21 protein-coding genes and 3 tRNA genes are annotated in these 17506 nt (G+C 67.6%); 9 read left to right on the plus strand and 15 right to left on the minus strand.

The window, feature by feature from the left end; genetic code table 11:
* Window positions 1-3: 3 nt before the first annotated feature.
* From eno to CPZ01_RS12570, 12 genes are all read right to left on the minus strand, one after another.
* Window positions 4-1206, minus strand: a complete 1203-nt coding sequence (eno, locus tag CPZ01_RS12515; protein ID WP_096395577.1) for a phosphopyruvate hydratase — start codon at window positions 1204-1206, stop codon at window positions 4-6.
* Window positions 1206-1382 carry a DNA-directed RNA polymerase subunit K gene (locus tag CPZ01_RS12520; RefSeq protein ID WP_004595260.1) on the minus strand — a complete coding sequence of 59 codons (177 nt, stop codon included), beginning with the start codon at window positions 1380-1382 and terminating at the stop codon, window positions 1206-1208. The genes eno and CPZ01_RS12520 overlap by 1 nt, the downstream gene beginning before the upstream one ends.
* Before the next feature lie 2 nt (window positions 1383-1384).
* On the minus strand, window positions 1385-1579 hold the full coding sequence (locus tag CPZ01_RS12525; protein ID WP_006628058.1) for a DNA-directed RNA polymerase subunit N: 195 nt from the start codon (window positions 1577-1579) through the stop codon (window positions 1385-1387).
* A 12-nt stretch (window positions 1580-1591) separates the two neighbouring features.
* Window positions 1592-1990, minus strand: coding sequence for a 30S ribosomal protein S9 (locus CPZ01_RS12530; RefSeq protein WP_004595258.1), 399 nt, complete (start codon window positions 1988-1990; stop codon window positions 1592-1594).
* Window positions 1984-2433 carry a 50S ribosomal protein L13 gene (locus CPZ01_RS12535; RefSeq protein ID WP_017344393.1) on the minus strand — a complete coding sequence of 150 codons (450 nt, stop codon included), beginning with the start codon at window positions 2431-2433 and terminating at the stop codon, window positions 1984-1986. The genes CPZ01_RS12530 and CPZ01_RS12535 overlap by 7 nt, the downstream gene beginning before the upstream one ends.
* A complete protein-coding gene (locus CPZ01_RS12540; protein WP_004595256.1) occupies window positions 2430-2783 on the minus strand; it encodes a 50S ribosomal protein L18e in 354 nt (117 codons plus the stop codon). The genes CPZ01_RS12535 and CPZ01_RS12540 overlap by 4 nt, the downstream gene beginning before the upstream one ends.
* A 39-nt stretch (window positions 2784-2822) precedes the next feature.
* Window positions 2823-2907, minus strand: a tRNA-Leu gene (locus CPZ01_RS12545).
* Window positions 2908-3056: 149 nt separating this feature from the next.
* The gene (locus CPZ01_RS12550) at window positions 3057-3809 is read right to left on the minus strand and encodes a DNA-directed RNA polymerase subunit D (RefSeq protein WP_096395579.1); all 753 of its coding nucleotides are present in this window, start codon (window positions 3807-3809) and stop codon (window positions 3057-3059) included.
* A 1-nt stretch (window position 3810) separates the two neighbouring features.
* On the minus strand, window positions 3811-4203 hold the full coding sequence (locus tag CPZ01_RS12555; protein WP_004595254.1) for a 30S ribosomal protein S11: 393 nt from the start codon (window positions 4201-4203) through the stop codon (window positions 3811-3813).
* Window positions 4204-4209: 6 nt separating this feature from the next.
* Window positions 4210-4737 carry a 30S ribosomal protein S4 gene (locus CPZ01_RS12560; RefSeq protein ID WP_096395581.1) on the minus strand — a complete coding sequence of 176 codons (528 nt, stop codon included), beginning with the start codon at window positions 4735-4737 and terminating at the stop codon, window positions 4210-4212.
* Window positions 4734-5255, minus strand: a complete 522-nt coding sequence (locus CPZ01_RS12565; RefSeq protein WP_096395583.1) for a 30S ribosomal protein S13 — start codon at window positions 5253-5255, stop codon at window positions 4734-4736. The genes CPZ01_RS12560 and CPZ01_RS12565 overlap by 4 nt, the downstream gene beginning before the upstream one ends.
* 56 nt (window positions 5256-5311) lie before the next feature.
* Window positions 5312-5397, minus strand: a tRNA-Ser gene (locus CPZ01_RS12570).
* Between the two features lie 838 nt (window positions 5398-6235).
* Between CPZ01_RS12570 and CPZ01_RS12575 the strand changes: the two genes are divergently transcribed.
* From CPZ01_RS12575 to CPZ01_RS12600, 6 genes are all read left to right on the plus strand, one after another.
* Window positions 6236-7276, plus strand: a complete 1041-nt coding sequence (locus tag CPZ01_RS12575) for a zinc-binding dehydrogenase (RefSeq protein ID WP_096395585.1) — start codon at window positions 6236-6238, stop codon at window positions 7274-7276.
* Window positions 7266-7682, plus strand: a complete 417-nt coding sequence (locus CPZ01_RS12580) for a hypothetical protein (RefSeq protein WP_096395587.1) — start codon at window positions 7266-7268, stop codon at window positions 7680-7682. Before CPZ01_RS12575 ends, CPZ01_RS12580 begins: the two co-directional genes overlap by 11 nt.
* A 112-nt stretch (window positions 7683-7794) precedes the next feature.
* A complete protein-coding gene (gene cmk, locus CPZ01_RS12585; RefSeq protein ID WP_096395589.1) occupies window positions 7795-8373 on the plus strand; it encodes a (d)CMP kinase in 579 nt (192 codons plus the stop codon).
* A 21-nt stretch (window positions 8374-8394) separates the two neighbouring features.
* Window positions 8395-9375, plus strand: a complete 981-nt coding sequence (locus tag CPZ01_RS12590; RefSeq protein WP_096395591.1) for an RNA-guided pseudouridylation complex pseudouridine synthase subunit Cbf5 — start codon at window positions 8395-8397, stop codon at window positions 9373-9375.
* Between the two features lie 22 nt (window positions 9376-9397).
* Window positions 9398-10633, plus strand: coding sequence for a succinylglutamate desuccinylase/aspartoacylase family protein (locus CPZ01_RS12595; RefSeq protein WP_096395593.1), 1236 nt, complete (start codon window positions 9398-9400; stop codon window positions 10631-10633).
* Window positions 10634-10679: 46 nt separating this feature from the next.
* Window positions 10680-10750 (plus strand) — tRNA-Pro (locus CPZ01_RS12600).
* Window positions 10751-10932: 182 nt separating this feature from the next.
* On the opposite strand, the gene CPZ01_RS12605 is transcribed toward CPZ01_RS12600, so the two are convergent.
* Window positions 10933-11346, minus strand: a complete 414-nt coding sequence (locus tag CPZ01_RS12605) for a type IV pilin domain-containing protein (protein WP_096395595.1) — start codon at window positions 11344-11346, stop codon at window positions 10933-10935.
* A gap of 282 nt (window positions 11347-11628) precedes the next feature.
* Between CPZ01_RS12605 and CPZ01_RS12610 the strand changes: the two genes are divergently transcribed.
* On the plus strand, window positions 11629-13152 hold the full coding sequence (locus CPZ01_RS12610) for a replication factor C large subunit (protein WP_096395597.1): 1524 nt from the start codon (window positions 11629-11631) through the stop codon (window positions 13150-13152).
* An 18-nt stretch (window positions 13153-13170) separates the two neighbouring features.
* On the opposite strand, the gene CPZ01_RS12615 is transcribed toward CPZ01_RS12610, so the two are convergent.
* The gene (locus CPZ01_RS12615; protein WP_231899175.1) at window positions 13171-14316 is read right to left on the minus strand and encodes a sensor histidine kinase; all 1146 of its coding nucleotides are present in this window, start codon (window positions 14314-14316) and stop codon (window positions 13171-13173) included.
* 158 nt (window positions 14317-14474) lie between these two features.
* Between CPZ01_RS12615 and CPZ01_RS12620 the strand changes: the two genes are divergently transcribed.
* Window positions 14475-15551, plus strand: coding sequence for a zinc-dependent alcohol dehydrogenase family protein (locus tag CPZ01_RS12620; protein WP_096395601.1), 1077 nt, complete (start codon window positions 14475-14477; stop codon window positions 15549-15551).
* A 171-nt stretch (window positions 15552-15722) separates the two neighbouring features.
* Here the strand turns inward: CPZ01_RS12620 and CPZ01_RS15090 are convergent, their stop codons facing one another.
* Window positions 15723-16253 (minus strand): hypothetical protein, encoded by a 531-nt coding sequence (locus tag CPZ01_RS15090; protein WP_157745984.1) that lies wholly within the window; start codon window positions 16251-16253, stop codon window positions 15723-15725.
* Between the two features lie 213 nt (window positions 16254-16466).
* Between CPZ01_RS15090 and CPZ01_RS12625 the strand changes: the two genes are divergently transcribed.
* Window positions 16467-17483 (plus strand): hypothetical protein, encoded by a 1017-nt coding sequence (locus CPZ01_RS12625; RefSeq protein ID WP_096395603.1) that lies wholly within the window; start codon window positions 16467-16469, stop codon window positions 17481-17483.
* Window positions 17484-17506 lie beyond the last annotated feature (23 nt).

Here is a 17506-nt window from a genome sequence, read left to right on the forward strand (position 1 = left end):
CCGTCATACCGCGTCGTCCGCGATGCGGACCAGTTCGTTCAGCTTGGCGGTGCGCTCGCCGCCGACCGTGCCGGTCTTGATGTAGCCGGCGTCGGTCGCCACGGCGAGGTGTGCGATGGTCGCGTCCTCGGTCTCGCCCGAGCGGTGGGAGATAACCGTCTCGTACCCGTTGCGGGCGGCGAGCTCGACGGCGTCGAACGCGTCCGACAGCGTCCCGATCTGGTTCGGCTTGATCAGGATGCTGTTGGCCGCGCCCGCGTCGATCCCGTCCTGGAGGCGCTCGACGTTGGTGACGAACAGGTCGTCGCCGCAGATCAGCGTCCGGTCGCCGACCCGGTCGGTCAGCTCCGCGAACGCCTCGTAGTCGTTCTCGTCGAGCGGGTCCTCGACGTACGCGAGGTCGTACTCGTCGACGAGGCCGGCGACGTACTCGATCTGCTCGTCGGCCGACTTCGTCTCGTCGCCGTAGACGTACGCCTCTCGGTCGTCGTCGTACAGCTCGGCGGCGGCCATGTCGAGCCCGAAGCGGATCTCGAAGCCGACCTCGCTCTCGACGCGTTCGACCGCCTCGTCGACGACCTCGAACGCGTCGGCGTCCGAGATCGGGGGCGCCCACGCGCCCTCGTCGCCCTTCGCCGCGGGCACGCCGCGCTCGTCGAGCACGTCAGCGACCGCCGCGTGGACCGCGGCGTTCGCGAAGACGGCCTCCGAGACGCTGGGCGCGCCGACGGGCGCCGCGAGGAACTCCTGGATGTGGGTCGCCTCCTTGGCGTGCTCCCCGCCGCCGACGACGTTGCCGAGCGGAATCGGGAAGTTCTCGCCGCGGAACGCGCCCCCGAGGTGCTGGTACAGCGGCGCGCCGAGCACGTCGGCGGCCGCCTTCGCCGCCGCCATTGAGATGGCGACCGCGCTGTTGGCGCCGATGGCGGAGAAGTCGTCCGTGCCGTCGGCGGCGCGCAGTGCGTTGTCGACCGCGCGCTGGTCGCCCGCGTAGACGCCTTCGAGACGCGGCACCGCGTGTTCGCGGGCCTTCGCGATCGACTCGCTCGCGGGCAGTTCGATCGCCTCGTACTCGCCCGTCGAGGCCCCGCTGGGGGCCGCGCCGCGGCCGAAGCCGCCGGACTCGGTGAGCACGTCGGCCTCGACCGTCGGGTTCCCGCGGGAGTCGAGCACGCGACGCAGCGAGACGCTCGTGATCCGCGTCATCAGCTCTCCCTCCGGACCGTAAAGGGGAGCGCACCCGCGTCGTACTCCTCCGCGGCGACGAGGATCGGCTCCGTCTGGTCCGTGTCGATCAGCACGGGCGCCCCGTAGGACACCTGCAGCGCTCGCGCGCCGAGGATTCGTGCCTTCTCGTATCGATTGTATCGCTGTTCTGACATGGTTACTGGTACGGCGAGACGACGTCGACGAGGTCGCGGTGGCTCACCAGCATGCGCCGGCAGCAGTGCCGGTCGACCCCGAGGTCGTCGAGCACCTCGCCGGGGTCCTCGTCGCCCTCGCGAGCCCGCTCTTTGAACTCTTCCCAGTGCTCACCCACGACGTTGCCGCACGTGAAACACCGGACGGGGATCATCATGACTGGATCACCTCAGCGGTAGGACTTCTGGTAGCGAGCGCGCGCGCCGGGCCCGCCCCACTTCTTGGGTTCGGACTGGCGCACGTCGTTGACCAGCAGGGTGCGGTCGAAGTTCATGTACGCGTCGCGCAGCTCGGCGTCGCCGAGGTGCTGGACGAGGCCGCGGGCGATGGCGGTCCGCGTCGCGTCCGCCTGCCCGCTGAAACCGCCGCCCTCGACGTCGATGTCGATGTCGACGCCGTCGCGGAGCTCCTCGCCCGCGATGCGGAACGGCTCCAGCATCTTGAGCCGCGCCTGTTCCGGTTCGACCAGCTCGACTGGCTGGGAGTTGATGCGCACGCGGCCCTCGCCCTCGCGCACGGTGGCGCGGGCGACGGCCGTCTTCTTCTTGCCTGAGGTGTTCGTTACCATGTGACGTTAGCTCCCAGAGACTCGGAGATCTCTCCGAGCGTGGTGAATTTGATGTTCGAGAGGCGGTCGAGCGAGGTGCCGTCGAGGACGACGCTGTCGACGTCCTCGTCGCGCTCGTAGGGGTTCCCGACGTACACGCGCACGTTCGAGAACGCCTCGCGGCCGTCCTCCGACTTGTACGGCAGCATGCCGCGGATGGCGCGCTTGAAGATCCGGTCCGGACGCTTGGGGTAGTAGGGCCCGCTGTCCGAGCCGAGCTCCGCGCGCTTGTGGTACGTCTCCATCGTCGCCTCCTCGTTGCCGGTGATGACGGCGCGCTCGGCGTTGACGACGGCGACGGTCTCCCCGGCGAGGACGCGCTGCGCGACCTCAGAGGAGACGCGACCGAGGATACAGTCGCGGGCGTCGACGACGACGTCCGCGTCGATCTTCGCGAGGCTCATCGGATCACCCGCACGTTGCTTCCTTCGGGGTTCTGTTCGACGTACTGTTCCAGCGTCACCGCTTCGCCGGCCTGGTCGATCTTCGTCCGGGCGGTCCCGGAGAAGTCGACGGCGGCGACGGTGACGTTCGTTTCGAGCACACCGCTGCCCAGCACCTTGCCGGGGACGACGACCGTCTCGTCTTCCTGCGCGTATCGTTCGATACGGCCCAGGTTGACCTCAGCGTGCGTGCGCCGTGGCTTCTCCAGTCGGTCGGCGACGTCCTGCCACACGTTGGCACCGGAGTCGCGCGAGACCGACTTCAGATCGGCGATGAGGTTCTGTAGTTTCGGATTCGTCTTGCTACTCATAGCTGTCCCTCCTGAGTGGAGAGTTCGTGGAAAACGGAGTGCAGGGAGCAGGATTTGAACCTGCGGACCTCTACAGGACAGCGCCCTGAACGCTGCGCCGTTGGCCTGACTTGGCTATCCCTGCGTGCACTCCACCGTATTCCGGCTCCCTTCAAACCACTTTCGGTCCCGGCGTCCCCGCGGTCGGTCGCGGGCGCTCCGGCGGTCGGAGCGGCGCCGCGGCTGTCTGCGGGGGCGACGGTCAGGGGCATGGTTCGAAGGGCCGTCATTTCCTTATACTGCGACTTTCGTCTGTAGTTCGTCCGCGCGCTCCTCGATGGAGTCGATCGCGCGGAGCAGCAGTTCCTCGACGTCGAACGAGCCGTCCGTCTCGATGTGGAAGACGAAGGCTCCGGGGACGTCCTCGACCGCGACCTCCTTCCCGGGGAACCGTTCCGAGAGGTCGTTGTCGAACTCGTCGGTGAGTTCGATGTCGCCCTCCGGCGTCTCGACGACGCCGCGGAGGATGTTCGGCTCGTCGTCGTCGAACTCGCCGCGGTCGCCCTCGACCGAGACGCGCTGGAGGTGGCGGTAGCCGACGGAGACGCCGCCCTGGTGTTTGGCGTGCTCCTTACCGGTGTCGAGGACCGCGTCGGCCTCGAACTCCAACCGCTGCCCCTCCTTCAGCTCGATGATCGGGACGTTCTCGTCGGCGACCTCGACGAGCGGGTCAGCGCTCTCGATGTCGCCGGAGTACGCCGTCGCCGGGCCTTCGACGTCGAGCGCGAGGGTGACCTCGTCGCCGAGTTCGAAGTCGTCGAGCGGCGTCGTCAGGGGAACGAGCCCCAGACGCAGACCGATCATCTCGTCGAACATGACCGAGGAGTTCTCGACGAACCGGACGGTGTCGATCGAGAACGTCGGGACGTCGGCGATCATCGCGCGGCGGATGCCGTTGGCGAACGCCGGCGTGAGCCCGCGGATCAGCACCCGCGCGCTGCGATCGTCCCGTTCGACGTACTGGACGTCGAATTCGTCTTCGGTCATGTCAGACTCGCTTGTTCTTCGGCGCCTTCGTCCCGTCGTGCGGGATGGGCGTGACGTCCTCGATGCGGCCGATCTCGACGCCCGCACGCGAGAGCGCGCGGATCGTCGCCTGCGCACCGGGACCGGTGGACTTGTTGAGGTTGCCGCCGGGGCCGCGCACGCGAACGTGCACGCCCTCCAGACCGGCGTCCTTGACGCGCTCGGCGACGACCTCCGCCATCTGCATGGCGGCGTACGGCGACGCCTCGTCGCGGTTCTGCTTCACCACGGTGCCGCCGGACGACTTGGCGATCGTCTCGGCGCCCGTCTCGTCGGTGACCGTGATGAGCGTGTTGTTGAACGACGCGTACACGTGGGCGATGCCCCACTTTCCTCCGTCCTCGGATTCACTCATGTATGCTTACTCCTGTGACTCCGCGCGCTCGGGGTGGAGATCGTCCGCGAGCGGGCTCGTCTCGTCGAAGGCGATGGCGCCCTCGTCGTCGACGTCCACCTTCACCGACGGGCGCGTGACGCGGGCGCCGTCGACGGTGATGTGGCCGTGGACGATGAACTGGCGGGCCTGCTGGGTCGAGGAGGCGAAGCCCTGTCGGTAGACGACCGTCTGGAGGCGACGCTCCAGCAGGTCGGTCACGTCGAGCGACAGGACCGTCGAGATGTCGTCGTTGTCGCCGAGGATGCCGATGCGGCGGAGCCGCGTAACGAACTCCGCGCCGGCGTCCTGAGCGGCCTCGACGTCGCCCTGCGCCTCGCCGAGCAGGCGTCGGGCCTCCCGACGCATGTTGCGCAGCTCGGACTGGGCGCGCCAGAACTCCTCTTTGTTCTTCAGGCCGTACCGCGAGAGGAGGTCGGACTCCTCGGCGATGCGCTCGCCCTGGTACGGGTGGTTCGGCGTCTCGTAGCCCTTGGTGTTCTTGCCGGTGCTCATTCCTCGTCACCCGCTTCTTCGTCCGCCATCTCCTCGCGGATCTCCTCGACGTTGACCCCGATGGTCCCCTCCGAGCGACCCGTGGACTTGGTGCGCTGACCGCGGACCTTCTGCCCGCGCTTGTGGCGCACGCCCTTGTACGATTCGATGATCTTCATGCGGTTGATGTCGTGACGGCGCTTCTCCTCGACGTCGGTGCCGACGAGGTGCGTCGTCTCTCCGCTGAAGAAGTCGTTCTGTCGGTTCGTCATCCACGACGGGACGTGGTCTTCGAGGTTCTCGGCGATGTCGACCACCGCGTCGATGTCATCCTCGTCGAGGAGCCCGAACGTGGCGTTTCTGTCCACGTCGGCCTTCTCGGCGACCAGCCGCGCCGTGCGCGTGCCGATGCCGTCGAGTTCGGACAGGCTTCGCTCGACCGTCTTCGTCCCGTCGAGGTCCGCGCCCCCGATCCGAACGAAGTACTGGAGGTCTTCCTCCTCCTCCGGCGAGTCGTCCTGTGATTCTTCCGTGCTCATGTGTTGGTTGTGGTGAGCCCTACCGGCGCGAATCCGGCGGTACTCGTCCGTTCGAGCGTTGCGGCGGGGATTCGAACCCCGGAGGCAGTGACGCCACAGAGTTAGCAACCCTGCGCCTTGGGCCAGGCTTGGCTACCGCAACCCGCGTTGTATCATCGCCCTCTCGGACTCGGGGCCCGACGCCCCTGCAGTTCGTGCGTTCGTATGCTCCCGCTTTCGGTACTTAAACATCACGAAACGGCCGGGTCGCTGTGGGGGTCTCGCACGGTCGTCGCGTCGGGAGTATCGAGGGGCGACGAGGTCGCGAAGGACGCGTAGAATCCGTCGAGACGGCGCTGTTGGAGCCCTGTTTTTCAGATGTTTTCCCGTCTGAAACGGCCGATCGGTGAGTTGTGCTTCTTGATCGATCGCGGGAGTGAGTATCGCAGATCGGCGGTGGCGGGAGCGTATTTAAAAGGCGATGAGCGACGGCGACGAGCGCTTATAAATGGCAGGCGGTGGCGCGCCTGCGAGCGGCCGCCCTCGGCGGCCGCGAGCCAGCCCGCGAGGGAGTCAGTCGCCGGAGCGAAGCGGAGGCGACTGACGAGGTTGGGGAGGCGTGAGGTGCCGTGCGGGGCGGGACTCAAAGGGGCAGTCGCGAGGCGGCCGCAGGCGACGTAAGCACCGCAGCGAAGGAGCGCCAGCGACTGAGCGAGGAGCACAGCGAGCGTGCGTCCGCCTCGCGACTGGGGCTTTGGAGGTACTCACCGCAGTAGCGTCAATCACTTATAAACAGCCGACAGCAACACCGCAATCTGAATTATAAACGACCGCTCTCAAGACGTACTACACTCACTCCCGAAATCGCTCGTCGCTACGTCTGTGTTGACCGAGACCGGGTAGAACGTGTCTCTCTCAGAGGGTTTCACCAGAGCCATCGAGGCGCACCGCCCGTTTCCGTGAGGCGTACTGTTTAGTGGATCCCGCGGGAGAGTCCGACCATGAAGGCCGTTCAGTTCGCCGACCACGGCGACCGCGACGTGATCGAGTACGGCGAGTTCCCCGACCCCGAGCCCGACCGCGGCGAGGTGCTCGTCGACGTCAAGGCCGGCGCGCTCAACCACCTCGACATCTGGACCCGACGCGGGATGCCCGGCATCGACCTGGAGATGCCGCACATTCCGGGCAGCGACGCGGCGGGGGTCGTCGAGGCCGTCGGCGAGGGCGTGACACGGTTCGAGCCGGGCGATCGCGTCGCCGTGAGCGCGGGCGTCTCCTGCGGGAACTGCGAGTTCTGCCGGAACGGCGAGGAGTCGCTGTGCGTCTCCTTCCACATCATCGGCGAACACGTCCGCGGCGTCCACGCCGAGAAGGCCGCGGTCCCCGAGGAGAACCTCGTCCCGGTCCCCGACGGCGTCGACTGGGAGGTCGCCGGCTCCGCGTCGCTCGTCTTCCAGACCGCGTGGCGCATGCTCCAGACGCGCGCGGACATCGAGGCGGGCGAGAAGGTCCTCGTCCTCGGCGCCTCCGGCGGCGTCGGCCACGCGGCGGTCCAGATCGCCGACCACGCGGGCTGTGAGGTGTTCGCGACCGCCTCCACCGAGGCGAAGCTCTCGCACGCCGAGGACTGCGGCGCCGACCACGTCATCGACTACGAGGCGAACGACTTCGCCGAGGAGATCGACGCGCTCACCGGCAAGCGCGGCGTCGACGTCGTCGTCGACCACGTCGGCGAGGCGACCTACCCGAACTCGCTGAAGTCGATGGCGAAGGGCGGCCGGCTCGTCACCTGCGGCGCCACGACCGGTCCGAACCCGGGCGCCGGGCTCAACCGCATCTTCTGGAACCAGCTCTCCGTCATCGGCTCGACGATGGCGACGCCGGGCGAGGTCGACGACGTGCTGGAACTCGTGTGGGACGGCACCTTCGAGCCCCGCGTCCGCGAGGTCCTCCCGATGAGCGAGGCGGCGCGCGCACACGAGATGATCGAGAACCGTGAGGGCTTTGGCAAAGTGGTTGTTAAACCCGACAGTGAGTTCTGAGACCGACGCGGCCGCCGGCGCGGACGCCACCGCCGACGATGCGTCCGTCCGCGACGCGGACGCCACCGCCGACGGCACCACCGACGGCGGCTACGTCCACGTCCCCGAGACCGGCGACGGCGCCGACGCGGCCGGCGGCGACGGCGGCGGCTCGCGGGACCCGACGGTCGACGCCGACGAGCCCGCCGCCGACGGCTTCGGTCGCGAGGGGTGGGCGCTGACGGCGGCGATCTTCGTCTGCGCCCTCGTCATCCCGGGGATCATCTACGTCTACCCGTACGCCGCGGGCTGGTTCGGCCTCCCCTTCTTCGCCACGTACCTCGCGCTCCCGCTCGTCCCCGCGCTCCTCCTCGGCCTCGTGGCGGTCTGGTCGATGACGGCCGCGACCGCCGACCGCGAGGAGTGAGCGGTCCGCGAGGCGACGGCGGGCTCCCTCGCGGCCGGGGTCGACCCCGTCAGATCGCGCCCTCGCGCCGGCGAACGACAACCGTTTTGAACGACACCCGCGCAGTGGTGATATGTTGATCACCGTCTCCGGCCCGCCCGGCAGCGGGAAGAGCACCAACGCTGTCCAGCTGGCGGACGCGCTCGGTCTCGGGCACGTCTCCGGCGGCGACATCTTCCGCGAGATGGCGGCCGAACGCGACATGACCCCCGTCGAGTTCAACGAGTTCGCCGAGGAGGACCCCCAGATCGACCGCGACCTCGACCGCCGGCTCCGCGAGATCGCGGTCGAGCGCGACGACGTCGTCCTCGAATCGCGGCTCGCCGGCTGGCTCGCGGCCGACCACGCCGACTTCCGGTTCTGGTTCGACGCGCCGCTTTCAGTCCGCGCGGAGCGGATCGCGGAGCGCGAATCGAAGGACGTCGACCGCGCGCGAACGGAGACGGAGCGCCGCGAGGCCTCCGAGCGCAAGCGGTACGAGGAGTACTACAACATCGACATCGAGGACCTGTCGATCTACGACGCCGCGTACAACACCGCCCGCTGGGGCCCCGAACGGTTCCTCGACGTCCTCGTCGCCACCGTCGAGGCGTACGACCCCGACGACGACGAGGGGAAAGCGCCCGTCGAGGGCGTCGTGTACGACTTCTGAGCCGCGCCCGCCGCCCACCTCATGACTGACGCCTCAGACGCCGACGCCGACGCTCCCGCCGACGGCGAGGGCCCCCTCAGAGCGCCTCCCGGCGAGCGGTCGGTGCCGGAGCTGCTCCGGTTCGGCGTCGTCAACCTCGACAAGCCGGCCGGCCCCTCCTCGCACCAGGTGTCGGCGTGGGTGCGGGACGCGATAGACGAGACGCTCGCGGCGCTCGATCCCGAGGGGCCACCGACCGGCGGCGTCGCCCACGCGGGCACGCTCGACCCGAAGGTCACCGGCTGTCTCCCGACGCTGACCGGCGACGCGACGCGCATGGCGCAGGTGTTCTTGGAGGGGACGAAGGAGTACGTCGCGGTCCTAGAGCTCCACGGGCCGCCCCCGTCTGACTTCGAGGACGTAGTCAGCGAGTTCGAGGACGAGATCTACCAGAAGCCGCCGCGGAAGAGCGCGGTGAGCCGGCGGCTCCGCACGCGGACGATCCGCGACCTCGACGTGCTGGAGGTCGACGGCCGACAGGCTCTCCTCCGGATCCGCTGCGAGTCGGGGACGTACGTGCGGAAGCTCTGTCACGACGTCGGGCTCGCGACGGGCGTCGGCGCGCACATGGGTCACCTCCGGCGCACCGCCACCGACCCGTTCGACGACCGCGACCTCCACACGCTTCAGGACCTCGTGGACGCGCTCGCGTGGGCCGAGGACGGCGACGACGCGCTCCTCCGCGAGGTGGTCCGCCCGGCGGAGGACGCCCTGACGCACCTCCCGTCGGTGACGATCGCGCGGTCGGCAGCGCGCAGCGTCGCGACCGGCGCGCCGGTGTACGCGCCCGGCGTGATCGACGTCGACGACGATGCCGAAGCGGCCGATAATGACACCGACGGCGACCCTCCCCTCGTCGCGTGTTTCACGCCGGACGGCACCGCGGTCTGTCTCGGGCGGGTCGTCGGCGATCCGGACGCCGACGGCGGGACCGTCGTCGACTTGGAGCGCGTTCTTTTATAACACCACCAGCCCGGGTTCGGGTATGGACGAGCCGGACGAAGGCGAAGCCGCGGGCGGGGACGGACGGATAGCGATCGGAAGCGCGAGCGCCGCGTCGGGCACGCTCGACCGCGGCCGCCTCTCGGTCGCGGAGCTCCCGACGGGCGGTGCGGAGCGGCTTCCGGTCGTCGTCGCGAACGGCGCCGAGGACGGGCCCACGCTGTGGCTCACGGGCGGCGTTCACGGCGACGAGGCGACCGGCGTCGCGGTCGTTCAGGACGCGGTCGCGGCCCTCGGCGAGTGCCTCGCCGACCTCGCGGGCGCGGTCGTCGCGGTGCCCGCGGTCTCCCCCGCCGGACTCCGCCGGAACGCGCGGGAGACGTACTACGCCGACGAGGACCCGAACCGCCACTTCCCGGACGCCGACGCGGAGTCGGCGCGCCCGCCGAGGCTTCAGGAGCGGATCGACGCCCGCCTGTACGCCGCGATCACGGGCGAGGTGCCGGCCGACGCGGGCAAGTCCGCGGACGGGTCGAGCGAGTCCGCGGACGATTCGAGAGAGTTCGCCGTCGAGACGGTCGGGACGAACGCGGCCGCGGACGCGCTGATCGACTGCCACACCGCCGGCGTCGGCAGCGAGCCCTTCGCCATCCGCGACCGAGTCCTGTACGGCGACCGCCGCAGCGAGTCCGAGGCGACCGCGCTCTCCGAGGAGCTCGGCCGGCTGGTCGACGCGTTCGGCCTCCCGGTCGTCCGGGAGTATCCCGCGGCCGAGTACGTCGAGGAGAACCTCCAGCGGTCGACCGCTGGCGCCGTGCTCAACGAGGCCGGAATCCCGGCGTTCACCGCGGAGTTAGGCGCGCACAGCGTCGTCGACGACGCCCTCCTCGACGCGGGCGTCGCGGGCGTCTTCGGCGTCGCGGTCGAACTCGGGCTACTGGCCGCCGGCGACGTGCCCGAGTCGGTCGGCGCGCCCGGCGTCGGCGTCGACCCCGCGCCCGTCGAGTTCCCCGTGCGGCGCTTCCGCGGGCCGACGACCGACGACTCCGGCCTCGTCCGGCACCGCGTCGCGGCCGGCGACGCGTTCGCCGAGGGTGACGTGCTCGCGAGCGTGGTCGACGCCACGGGCGAGGAGCGCGCGACGGTCCGCGCCGACAGCGACGGCTACGTCCTCGGTCGGTGCGAGGGGCTGGCCGTCTACGAGGGCGACCCGATCGGCAGCCTCGCGGTGCGGGACGACGGCGACCTCGTGGTCCCGCGGGACGCCGAGGAGGAGTGAAGCGAAGTCCTTAATTACCGGACCGTCGTTTTTCAGCGTGTAGTCAGGGACCGTGGGGTAGTGGTATCCTATGCGGATGGGGTCCGTATGACCTGAGTTCGACTCTCAGCGGTCCCACTTCGATTTCTACCGAGACCATTGCCGCCCGTAGTCCCTAGGTGGCCCTCTGGCAGACGTGAGGATAACCGATCGGACAACGTCCACGAGACCGTCGCGTCTTGAACTCGTCGTCACCGGCCTGATGACAGAGTCGAACAAAAGTAATCAAAAACTGCGCAGAAAGACGCGGAATCAGCCGATCAGTTGAAGTCGTACGTCTCCTCGAAGATCACGTTCCCGCTCGGGTCGTGGATGATCCGAACGGTGGCCTCGCCGCTCGGGCTGGCGAAAAGGTAGTCCAGTGATTTTTGTTCTCCGCTCTGCCATTCGCCGTCGTTGATGCTAGTTCCGGCCCTCTCACCATCGATAGAGAGCGTCAGATCGGCCGAGTCGATCGTCTGGCCGCCGGTTTTTGTCACGTTGACGTGTGTCGTGTTGTTGCCGTCAATGGTGAACGACGCCTGCGGCGCGGTGTCGCCTAACTGATCGCCCAGCCCGAGGACGAACGTCCCGATGACGGCCGCCAGGATGACTGTGATCGCGACCATCAGGATGACCCCGATAACGGGGCTCACCGCACGGTCGTCCGAGTTGGATTGGTTCTGTGGTTTCATTGTTTGAACCCAGCGGTTCACCGAGAAACGGGAGTGAGAGCCTCGTGTGCCATGGTCGAAGTGGCTCTCAGGTCCGTTCCGATCGGTTGCTGGCTATATGTAGAGAAGCGGACCGGGCTTATGTACTTAATGGCATGAATATCAGCGACGAAAATTGAGCGACGAGATTTGCCCTGTTCGTCGAAAGATGGCGTACGTCGGCGACCTCTGATGCTCGTCGGGTGAGCGCCGATCCGGACACCGTCCGCAACCACTATACGCGCCTCGTACCACCCTTCGATAATGGCCGATTGGACGGAGAAGTACCGCCCGAGCACGCTCTCGGAGGTGCGCGGCAACGACAAGGCCCGCGACGCGTTCGCGGAGTGGGCCCGCTCGTGGGACGACCACCGCGAGGCGGTCGTCCTCCACGGGAGCCCGGGCGTCGGGAAGACGAGCGCGGCGCACGCGCTCGCGAACGACATGGGCTGGGAGACCGTCGAGCTCAACGCCTCCGACCAGCGCACCGCCGACGTCATCGAACGGTCCGCGGGACGGGCCGCGCGCAACGCCACCCTCGGCGGGAGCGCGGCGGGCGGCGGCGCGGCCGGCGGCGACACCGCCTCGCGCCAGCTCGTCATCTTAGACGAGGCGGACAACATCCACGGCAACTACGACCGCGGCGGCGCCTCGGCGATCACGGAGCTGGTCAAGGAGTCCGGCCAGCCCATCGTGCTCATCGCCAACGACTACTACGACATGTCGCGCGGGCTCCGGAACGCCACGCAGGAGATCGAGTTCCGCGACGTCTCCGCGCGCTCCATCGTCCCCGTCCTCCGGGACGTCTGCCGCAAGGAGGGGATCGAGTTCGAGTCGGACGCCCTCCAGCGGATCGCGGAGGGGAACCGCGGCGACCTCCGCGGCGCGATCAACGACCTCCAGGCCGCCACGCAGGGCCGCGACTCGATCGCGGTCGAGGACGTGGTCACCGGCGACCGCGACAAGGCGCTGGGGCTGTTCCCGTTCCTCGACGCGGTCCTCAAAGAGGAGTCCGCCGAGGAGGCGCTCCAGTCCGCGTACGCCGTCGACGAGACGCCGGACGACCTGACGCGGTGGATCGAGAACAACCTCCTCGACGTGTACGAGCCCGCCGAGGCGGTCCGCGCGTACGACTTCCTCGCGAACGCGGACGTGTGGCTCGGCCGCGTGCGCGCCACGCAGAACTACTCCTACTGGCGCTACGCGACCGACAACGCGGCCGCGGGCGTCGCGGCCGCCCGCGACGGCGAGAAGGGCGGGTGGACGCGGTACGGCCGCCCGCAGTTCTGGTCGTCGTCGGACGCGACCGCGGACGAGGTCGTCGGCAAGATCGCGGCCGCGAGCGGCTGTAGCGTCGCGACCGCTCGCCGCGAGGTGTTGCCGTTCCTCCAAGCGGTCACCCACCACTGCAAGCCCCGCGAGCTGACCGTCGCGATGGCGGCGGCGTACGACCTCGACGAGGAAGGGGTCGCCTTCGTCACCGGCTCCGGCGAGTCGACGAACAAGGTCGCCTCCATCGTCGAGGACGCGCAGGCACGGCGCGACGAGCTGATCGAGGAGCACGCGGACGGCGCCTTCGCGTTCGACGGCGCGGCTCGGGAAGGCGAGGAAGACGACGCGGCCGCGACCGATGCGGACCACGACCCGGAAGGCTCTGGAGCGACCGCGGGCGGGAGCGATCGAAGCGATTCGGCGGAGGACTCGGCCGCGGAGGGCGATTCACCGAACGAGGACGATTCCTCGACCGAGGACGACGACGATCAGGCGGGCCTAACCGACTTCATGTGATCCGGGTCCGGGGGTCGGTCAGGGCTTCCCGCCGCCGCGGACCGGAGTCGAGTTCGGGTCGGAGTCGCGTTCGCTCGCCTCCGCGGCTCCGATCGACTCGCCGACGACGAACTCGAACCGCGCGCCGCCCTCGCGGCCCTCCGTTACCGACACCGTCCAGTCGTGCGCCTCCGCGATCCGCTCGACGATCGCCAGTCCGAAGCCGGTGCCGTCCGGCGCCGTCGTGTGGCCCGGCTCGAAGACGGCCTCCCGCTGGTCGGGATCGATCCCCGGGCCGTCGTCCGCGACGTAGAACCCGTCCTCGGTCCGTCCGACTCGGACGCAGACGGCGTCGTCGTCGGGATCCGTCGGGGCAGCGTCGGCGTCCGAACCGGCACGCGGTGCCGACGTTCCGGATGCGACCCGGTCTCCCGATCCCGACTCGCCACCGGTACCCGCGGCGCCGGAGCAGTCTCCCTCGGACGCGCCGTGTTCGATCGCGTTCCGAAAGAGGTTCTCGAGGGCCTGTCGGAGCCTGTCGGCGTCGCACGGGACCGTCGGGAGCGCCCCGTCGACGACGAGTGCGGCGTCGGCCGGCTCGCCGACCGTCCCCCACGCGCTCTCGACGACCGACTGTAGGTCGGTCGGCTCCGTCGACTGGACCGTCTGCCCCTCCCGGGCCAGCGTCAGGAGGTCGCCGATGAGGTCGTCCATGCGGTCGAGCGCGTCGAGGGCGCGGTCTAACCGCTCGCTCGACGCCTCGCCGTCGAGCTCGTCGGCCAGCTCGACGTTCCCGACCGCGACGGAGAGCGGGTTCCGGAGGTCGTGGCTCACGACGCTCGCGAACTCCTCGAGCCGTTCCCGCTGTCGCTCCAGCCGCCGCCGTCGCTCCACGCGGTCGTCCGCGAGGAAGAGGTATCCGACCACGTCGCCGTCCTCGGTCGTCCGCCCGCGCTCGTGGACCCACTGCGGCTCCCCGCCGGCGTCGACCCGGTACACGACATCGACCGGGCCGGTCTCCAGCGCCTCGCGGAGCCGGTCGCGGTCCTCGCCGGCCACGCAGTCGAGCCAGCCGCCGTCCGGCCGCTCCGGCGCGTTGAGCCGCGTCTCTCCCGACGCCTCGATCACGAACCGAGAGGGGTCCCCCTCGGGGCGGCGGTAGGCGATCCCGGGTCGCCGTTCCATCGGTCGCGACACGTGTCAAGGAGGTTACCCTGTTGGCATAAACCTTACTCGTCTATCACTTGTCAGACGCTGAGATCAAGTCGGAAAACACGCGAAATAATCAAACGCGGGACCGGACCGCCGGGAGACCTTTGTCCCGTCCGCCGATCGATCGCCGTATGCGCGCAGCGATCCTCCGGGAGCACGGCGAGCCGCTCGCGGTTCGCAAACTCCCAGACCCCGACCCCGAAGCCGACGGCGTCGTCGTCCGCGTGAACGCCTGCGGCGTCTGCCGCAGCGACTGGCACGCGTGGGCCGGCCACGGCGAGTGGGCGGACGACCGCGTCCCGCGCGGGCAGGTCCTCGGCCACGAGCCGGCCGGCGAGGTGGTTGCCGTCGGCGACGAGGTCGACCGGTTCCGCCCGGGCGACCGCGTGGTCGTCCCCTTCTCGCTCGGCGACGGCACCTGCCCGCACTGCCGCCGCGGGGCCGGCAACGTCTGCGAGGACGGCCGCGCGCTCGGGTTCGAGGCCGCCGCGCCGGGCGCGTTCGCGGAGCGAGTGGCTGTCCCGGCGGCCGACTATAACCTCGTCAAGCGCCCCGAGTGGCTCGGCGCGACCGCCGCCGCGGCGCTCGGCTGTCGGTACATGACCGCCTACCACGCCCTCGCCGAGCGGACGACCGTCGGCGGCGGCGACGCGGTCGCCGTCCACGGCTGCGGCGGCGTCGGGCTCTCCGCGGTCCAGATCGCCGCGGCGCTCGGCGCGCGCGTGATCGCGGTCGACGTCGACGGCGACGCCCTCGAACTCGCTCGCGAGTTCGGGGCCGACGCGACCGTGAACCCGGCGTCGCTGCCGGAGGAGCGATCCGTCCCCGAGCGGATCCGCGCCCTCACCGACGGCGGCGCCGACGTCTCGATGGACGCGCTGGGGATCGCGGAGACCTGCCGCAACTCCGTCCGGTCGCTGCGGCCGCGGGGAACGCACGTTCAGGTGGGGCTCACGACGGACGCCGAGCGCGGCGAGGTGTCGCTGCCGACGGACTGGATGACGCGGTGGGAGATCTCCTTCCTCGGCTCGCGCGGGATGCCGCCGACGAGCTACCCGGACCTGTTCGCGCTGATCGAGGCGACGGGGATCGACCCCGGCGCCCTCGTCGCCCGCGAGCTGTCGCTCTCGGAGGTCTCCGACCGGCTCGCGGCCATGGACGAGTACGAGGCGACGGGCGTGGAGGTCGTCACCGATTTCGAGGGGTGATCTGTCGCTCTATCCGAACACGTGTCACGTGACGCGTTCTTAGGAAATCGGTCCGCAGCAGTCGACCGGTAGACTCTGACTATTTAACTGCCGTTTTCGGACTTCTCCAGTAATGGGATACAGAGAATATCCGACTTTAAAAATGCCCTCCGAGTTCAGAAACGGGTGTATTCACACCTGAGAAGGTCTCTGGCGCTCGTGACGAAGGTTATTCTGATCGGATAACTGTTCACGCACCGTTTTCACGAAATCCTGTACCTGGTCTTTATCATCAGCACCCATCCAATTTATTCGCCACATTTCTGGTTCCTGTTGGATCACGCCCCCGCCCCGGAACTCGAAATAGGACTTCGAAGAATTGTACCAGATATACAGAAATAGAACCCCTGCCCCCACGAAGAGTCCCGAAAACACGACTGCTACGGCGGGATCATAACTATCTACGTTCGAGAGCATATACCACCAGCCAAATAACCCGATCAGACAGAAAATGGATACAACCAGATAGATCGATTTACGTGGCTTGTTCGTCAAACTGATCGCACTAATCTCTCTGAAGGACAGGTCGTGAAGCGACTCCGTACCACGGTCTGACTCACGATATTTCAGTATTCGTTGATCCGTACAGACCCATACCCACGACCGTGTGGAGCAATGAGCCACGACATCTTCGTCATCTAATATGTGTTGCTTAATGGACACACAGAACGTGTCTATCAGGGGATATTAAAATTTTGGGCATCCACAGAAACAGAGAGATGGTGAAACACGCCATATTAACCGGTAAAATACTGATTTCACTGCCTCTCTGTTCAGTACCGTAGAGAGACAACACGCTCAACTAAAGTTCGATGACTACCAGAGGTGATAGCTCTACCCTCAGTTATATATACTTTCATGATTGCCGACGTGTGTATGGGAAAGGCGAAAGACTCTCTGAAATTCACCAGACAGGATCTGCGGAAGTCGACGAAGTTCGTCGAAGGAGATTACTCCGGAATTAACCCGAGGCAGTTTTACAGGAAGCTAAAACGGAGTATTGAGGAAATCCAAGAGGAATCCGACTTCAAATATACGACTCACGGGTCACAGGACGCCGATCTCGATATTCAGAGCGAGGAAGTCGGAAGCAAAACAGGAACGGTAGAGGGGCGGCTTCAGGCCGAATCTGACTGGGCGAAGATCGGTGAATCAGAGATCGAGTACCGCCCGTACGGACCTCACGGTGCTCTCGGGATTGTCGTTGGTGGATTGCTCTTTCTTCTTGGCCTCGCTGGTGGAACCGAGATAGCGGTTCTTGGAATGTTGATGCTGGGCGGCGGCGCCTACGCGTACTGGCAGACCGAGACGGGAACGTATCCCGTAATGAGAGAGGACGTGATTCGGGTCCTGATCACCGGCGAGGTCAGCGAGCGGACCGTCGATAGCGAGGACGCATCCAGAACGGACATGTTCGCCAACATGAGCGTCATATTCTCCGGAGACGCCTTCGTCGCGGTTGGAACGAGTGAAATGGATCGGCACGACTGGCCGATGCGTCTGGAGCTTCTCTCGCAGGTAGCGGAGTGGCGTAACCGGTGCGTGAACAACCCATCGAACGAAGTTGAGGCCCCGGGTGGGTTTATTTATATGCTAAAGGGCTGGACGAAGCGGGATCCCGCGGAAATCAAACGCGAGGTCCAGCGGATTCAACAGCCGCTCTTGGATGCGGACTTCGACCTCCGAGAGAGATACGCGGATATACTCCGCGAGCAGTTACACGGTGCGCTCGAGACCGAACTGGATCAGCACGAGGCAGATCTCCGCAACGAACTCGAATCGCTGGCGCAGGATCTGAACATCTACGTTGAGCGGGAAGGGATGACGCATACCGATAACGTTGAACGAAACAGAACCGACGCGGCGGGAGAGTTAGATCCAGAGGATCTCTGAGTCACATCCGAGGTCCGCTATCG

The organism is Halorubrum trapanicum, assembly GCF_002355655.1.
GTDB lineage: Archaea > Halobacteriota > Halobacteria > Halobacteriales > Haloferacaceae > Halorubrum > Halorubrum trapanicum_A.

Bases quoted from the DNA above. Each gene is read 5' to 3' on its own strand.
- eno (WP_096395577.1), bottom strand. From the start codon at position 1,206: ATGACGCGGATCACGAGCGTCTCGCTGCGTCGCGTGCTCGACTCCCGC.
- CPZ01_RS12520 (WP_004595260.1), bottom strand. From the start codon at position 1,382: ATGTCAGAACAGCGATACAATCGATACGAGAAGGCACGAATCCTCGGC.
- CPZ01_RS12525 (WP_006628058.1), bottom strand. From the start codon at position 1,579: ATGATGATCCCCGTCCGGTGTTTCACGTGCGGCAACGTCGTGGGTGAG.
- CPZ01_RS12530 (WP_004595258.1), bottom strand. From the start codon at position 1,990: ATGGTAACGAACACCTCAGGCAAGAAGAAGACGGCCGTCGCCCGCGCC.
- CPZ01_RS12535 (WP_017344393.1), bottom strand. From the start codon at position 2,433: ATGAGCCTCGCGAAGATCGACGCGGACGTCGTCGTCGACGCCCGCGAC.
- CPZ01_RS12540 (WP_004595256.1), bottom strand. From the start codon at position 2,783: ATGAGTAGCAAGACGAATCCGAAACTACAGAACCTCATCGCCGATCTG.
- CPZ01_RS12550 (WP_096395579.1), bottom strand. From the start codon at position 3,809: ATGACCGAAGACGAATTCGACGTCCAGTACGTCGAACGGGACGATCGC.
- CPZ01_RS12555 (WP_004595254.1), bottom strand. From the start codon at position 4,203: ATGAGTGAATCCGAGGACGGAGGAAAGTGGGGCATCGCCCACGTGTAC.
- CPZ01_RS12560 (WP_096395581.1), bottom strand. From the start codon at position 4,737: ATGAGCACCGGCAAGAACACCAAGGGCTACGAGACGCCGAACCACCCG.
- CPZ01_RS12565 (WP_096395583.1), bottom strand. From the start codon at position 5,255: ATGAGCACGGAAGAATCACAGGACGACTCGCCGGAGGAGGAGGAAGAC.
- CPZ01_RS12575 (WP_096395585.1), top strand. From the start codon at position 6,236: ATGAAGGCCGTTCAGTTCGCCGACCACGGCGACCGCGACGTGATCGAG.
- cmk (WP_096395589.1), top strand. From the start codon at position 7,795: ATGTTGATCACCGTCTCCGGCCCGCCCGGCAGCGGGAAGAGCACCAAC.
- CPZ01_RS12590 (WP_096395591.1), top strand. From the start codon at position 8,395: ATGACTGACGCCTCAGACGCCGACGCCGACGCTCCCGCCGACGGCGAG.
- CPZ01_RS12595 (WP_096395593.1), top strand. From the start codon at position 9,398: ATGGACGAGCCGGACGAAGGCGAAGCCGCGGGCGGGGACGGACGGATA.
- CPZ01_RS12605 (WP_096395595.1), bottom strand. From the start codon at position 11,346: ATGAAACCACAGAACCAATCCAACTCGGACGACCGTGCGGTGAGCCCC.
- CPZ01_RS12610 (WP_096395597.1), top strand. From the start codon at position 11,629: ATGGCCGATTGGACGGAGAAGTACCGCCCGAGCACGCTCTCGGAGGTG.
- CPZ01_RS12615 (WP_231899175.1), bottom strand. From the start codon at position 14,316: ATGGAACGGCGACCCGGGATCGCCTACCGCCGCCCCGAGGGGGACCCC.
- CPZ01_RS12620 (WP_096395601.1), top strand. From the start codon at position 14,475: ATGCGCGCAGCGATCCTCCGGGAGCACGGCGAGCCGCTCGCGGTTCGC.
- CPZ01_RS12625 (WP_096395603.1), top strand. From the start codon at position 16,467: ATGGGAAAGGCGAAAGACTCTCTGAAATTCACCAGACAGGATCTGCGG.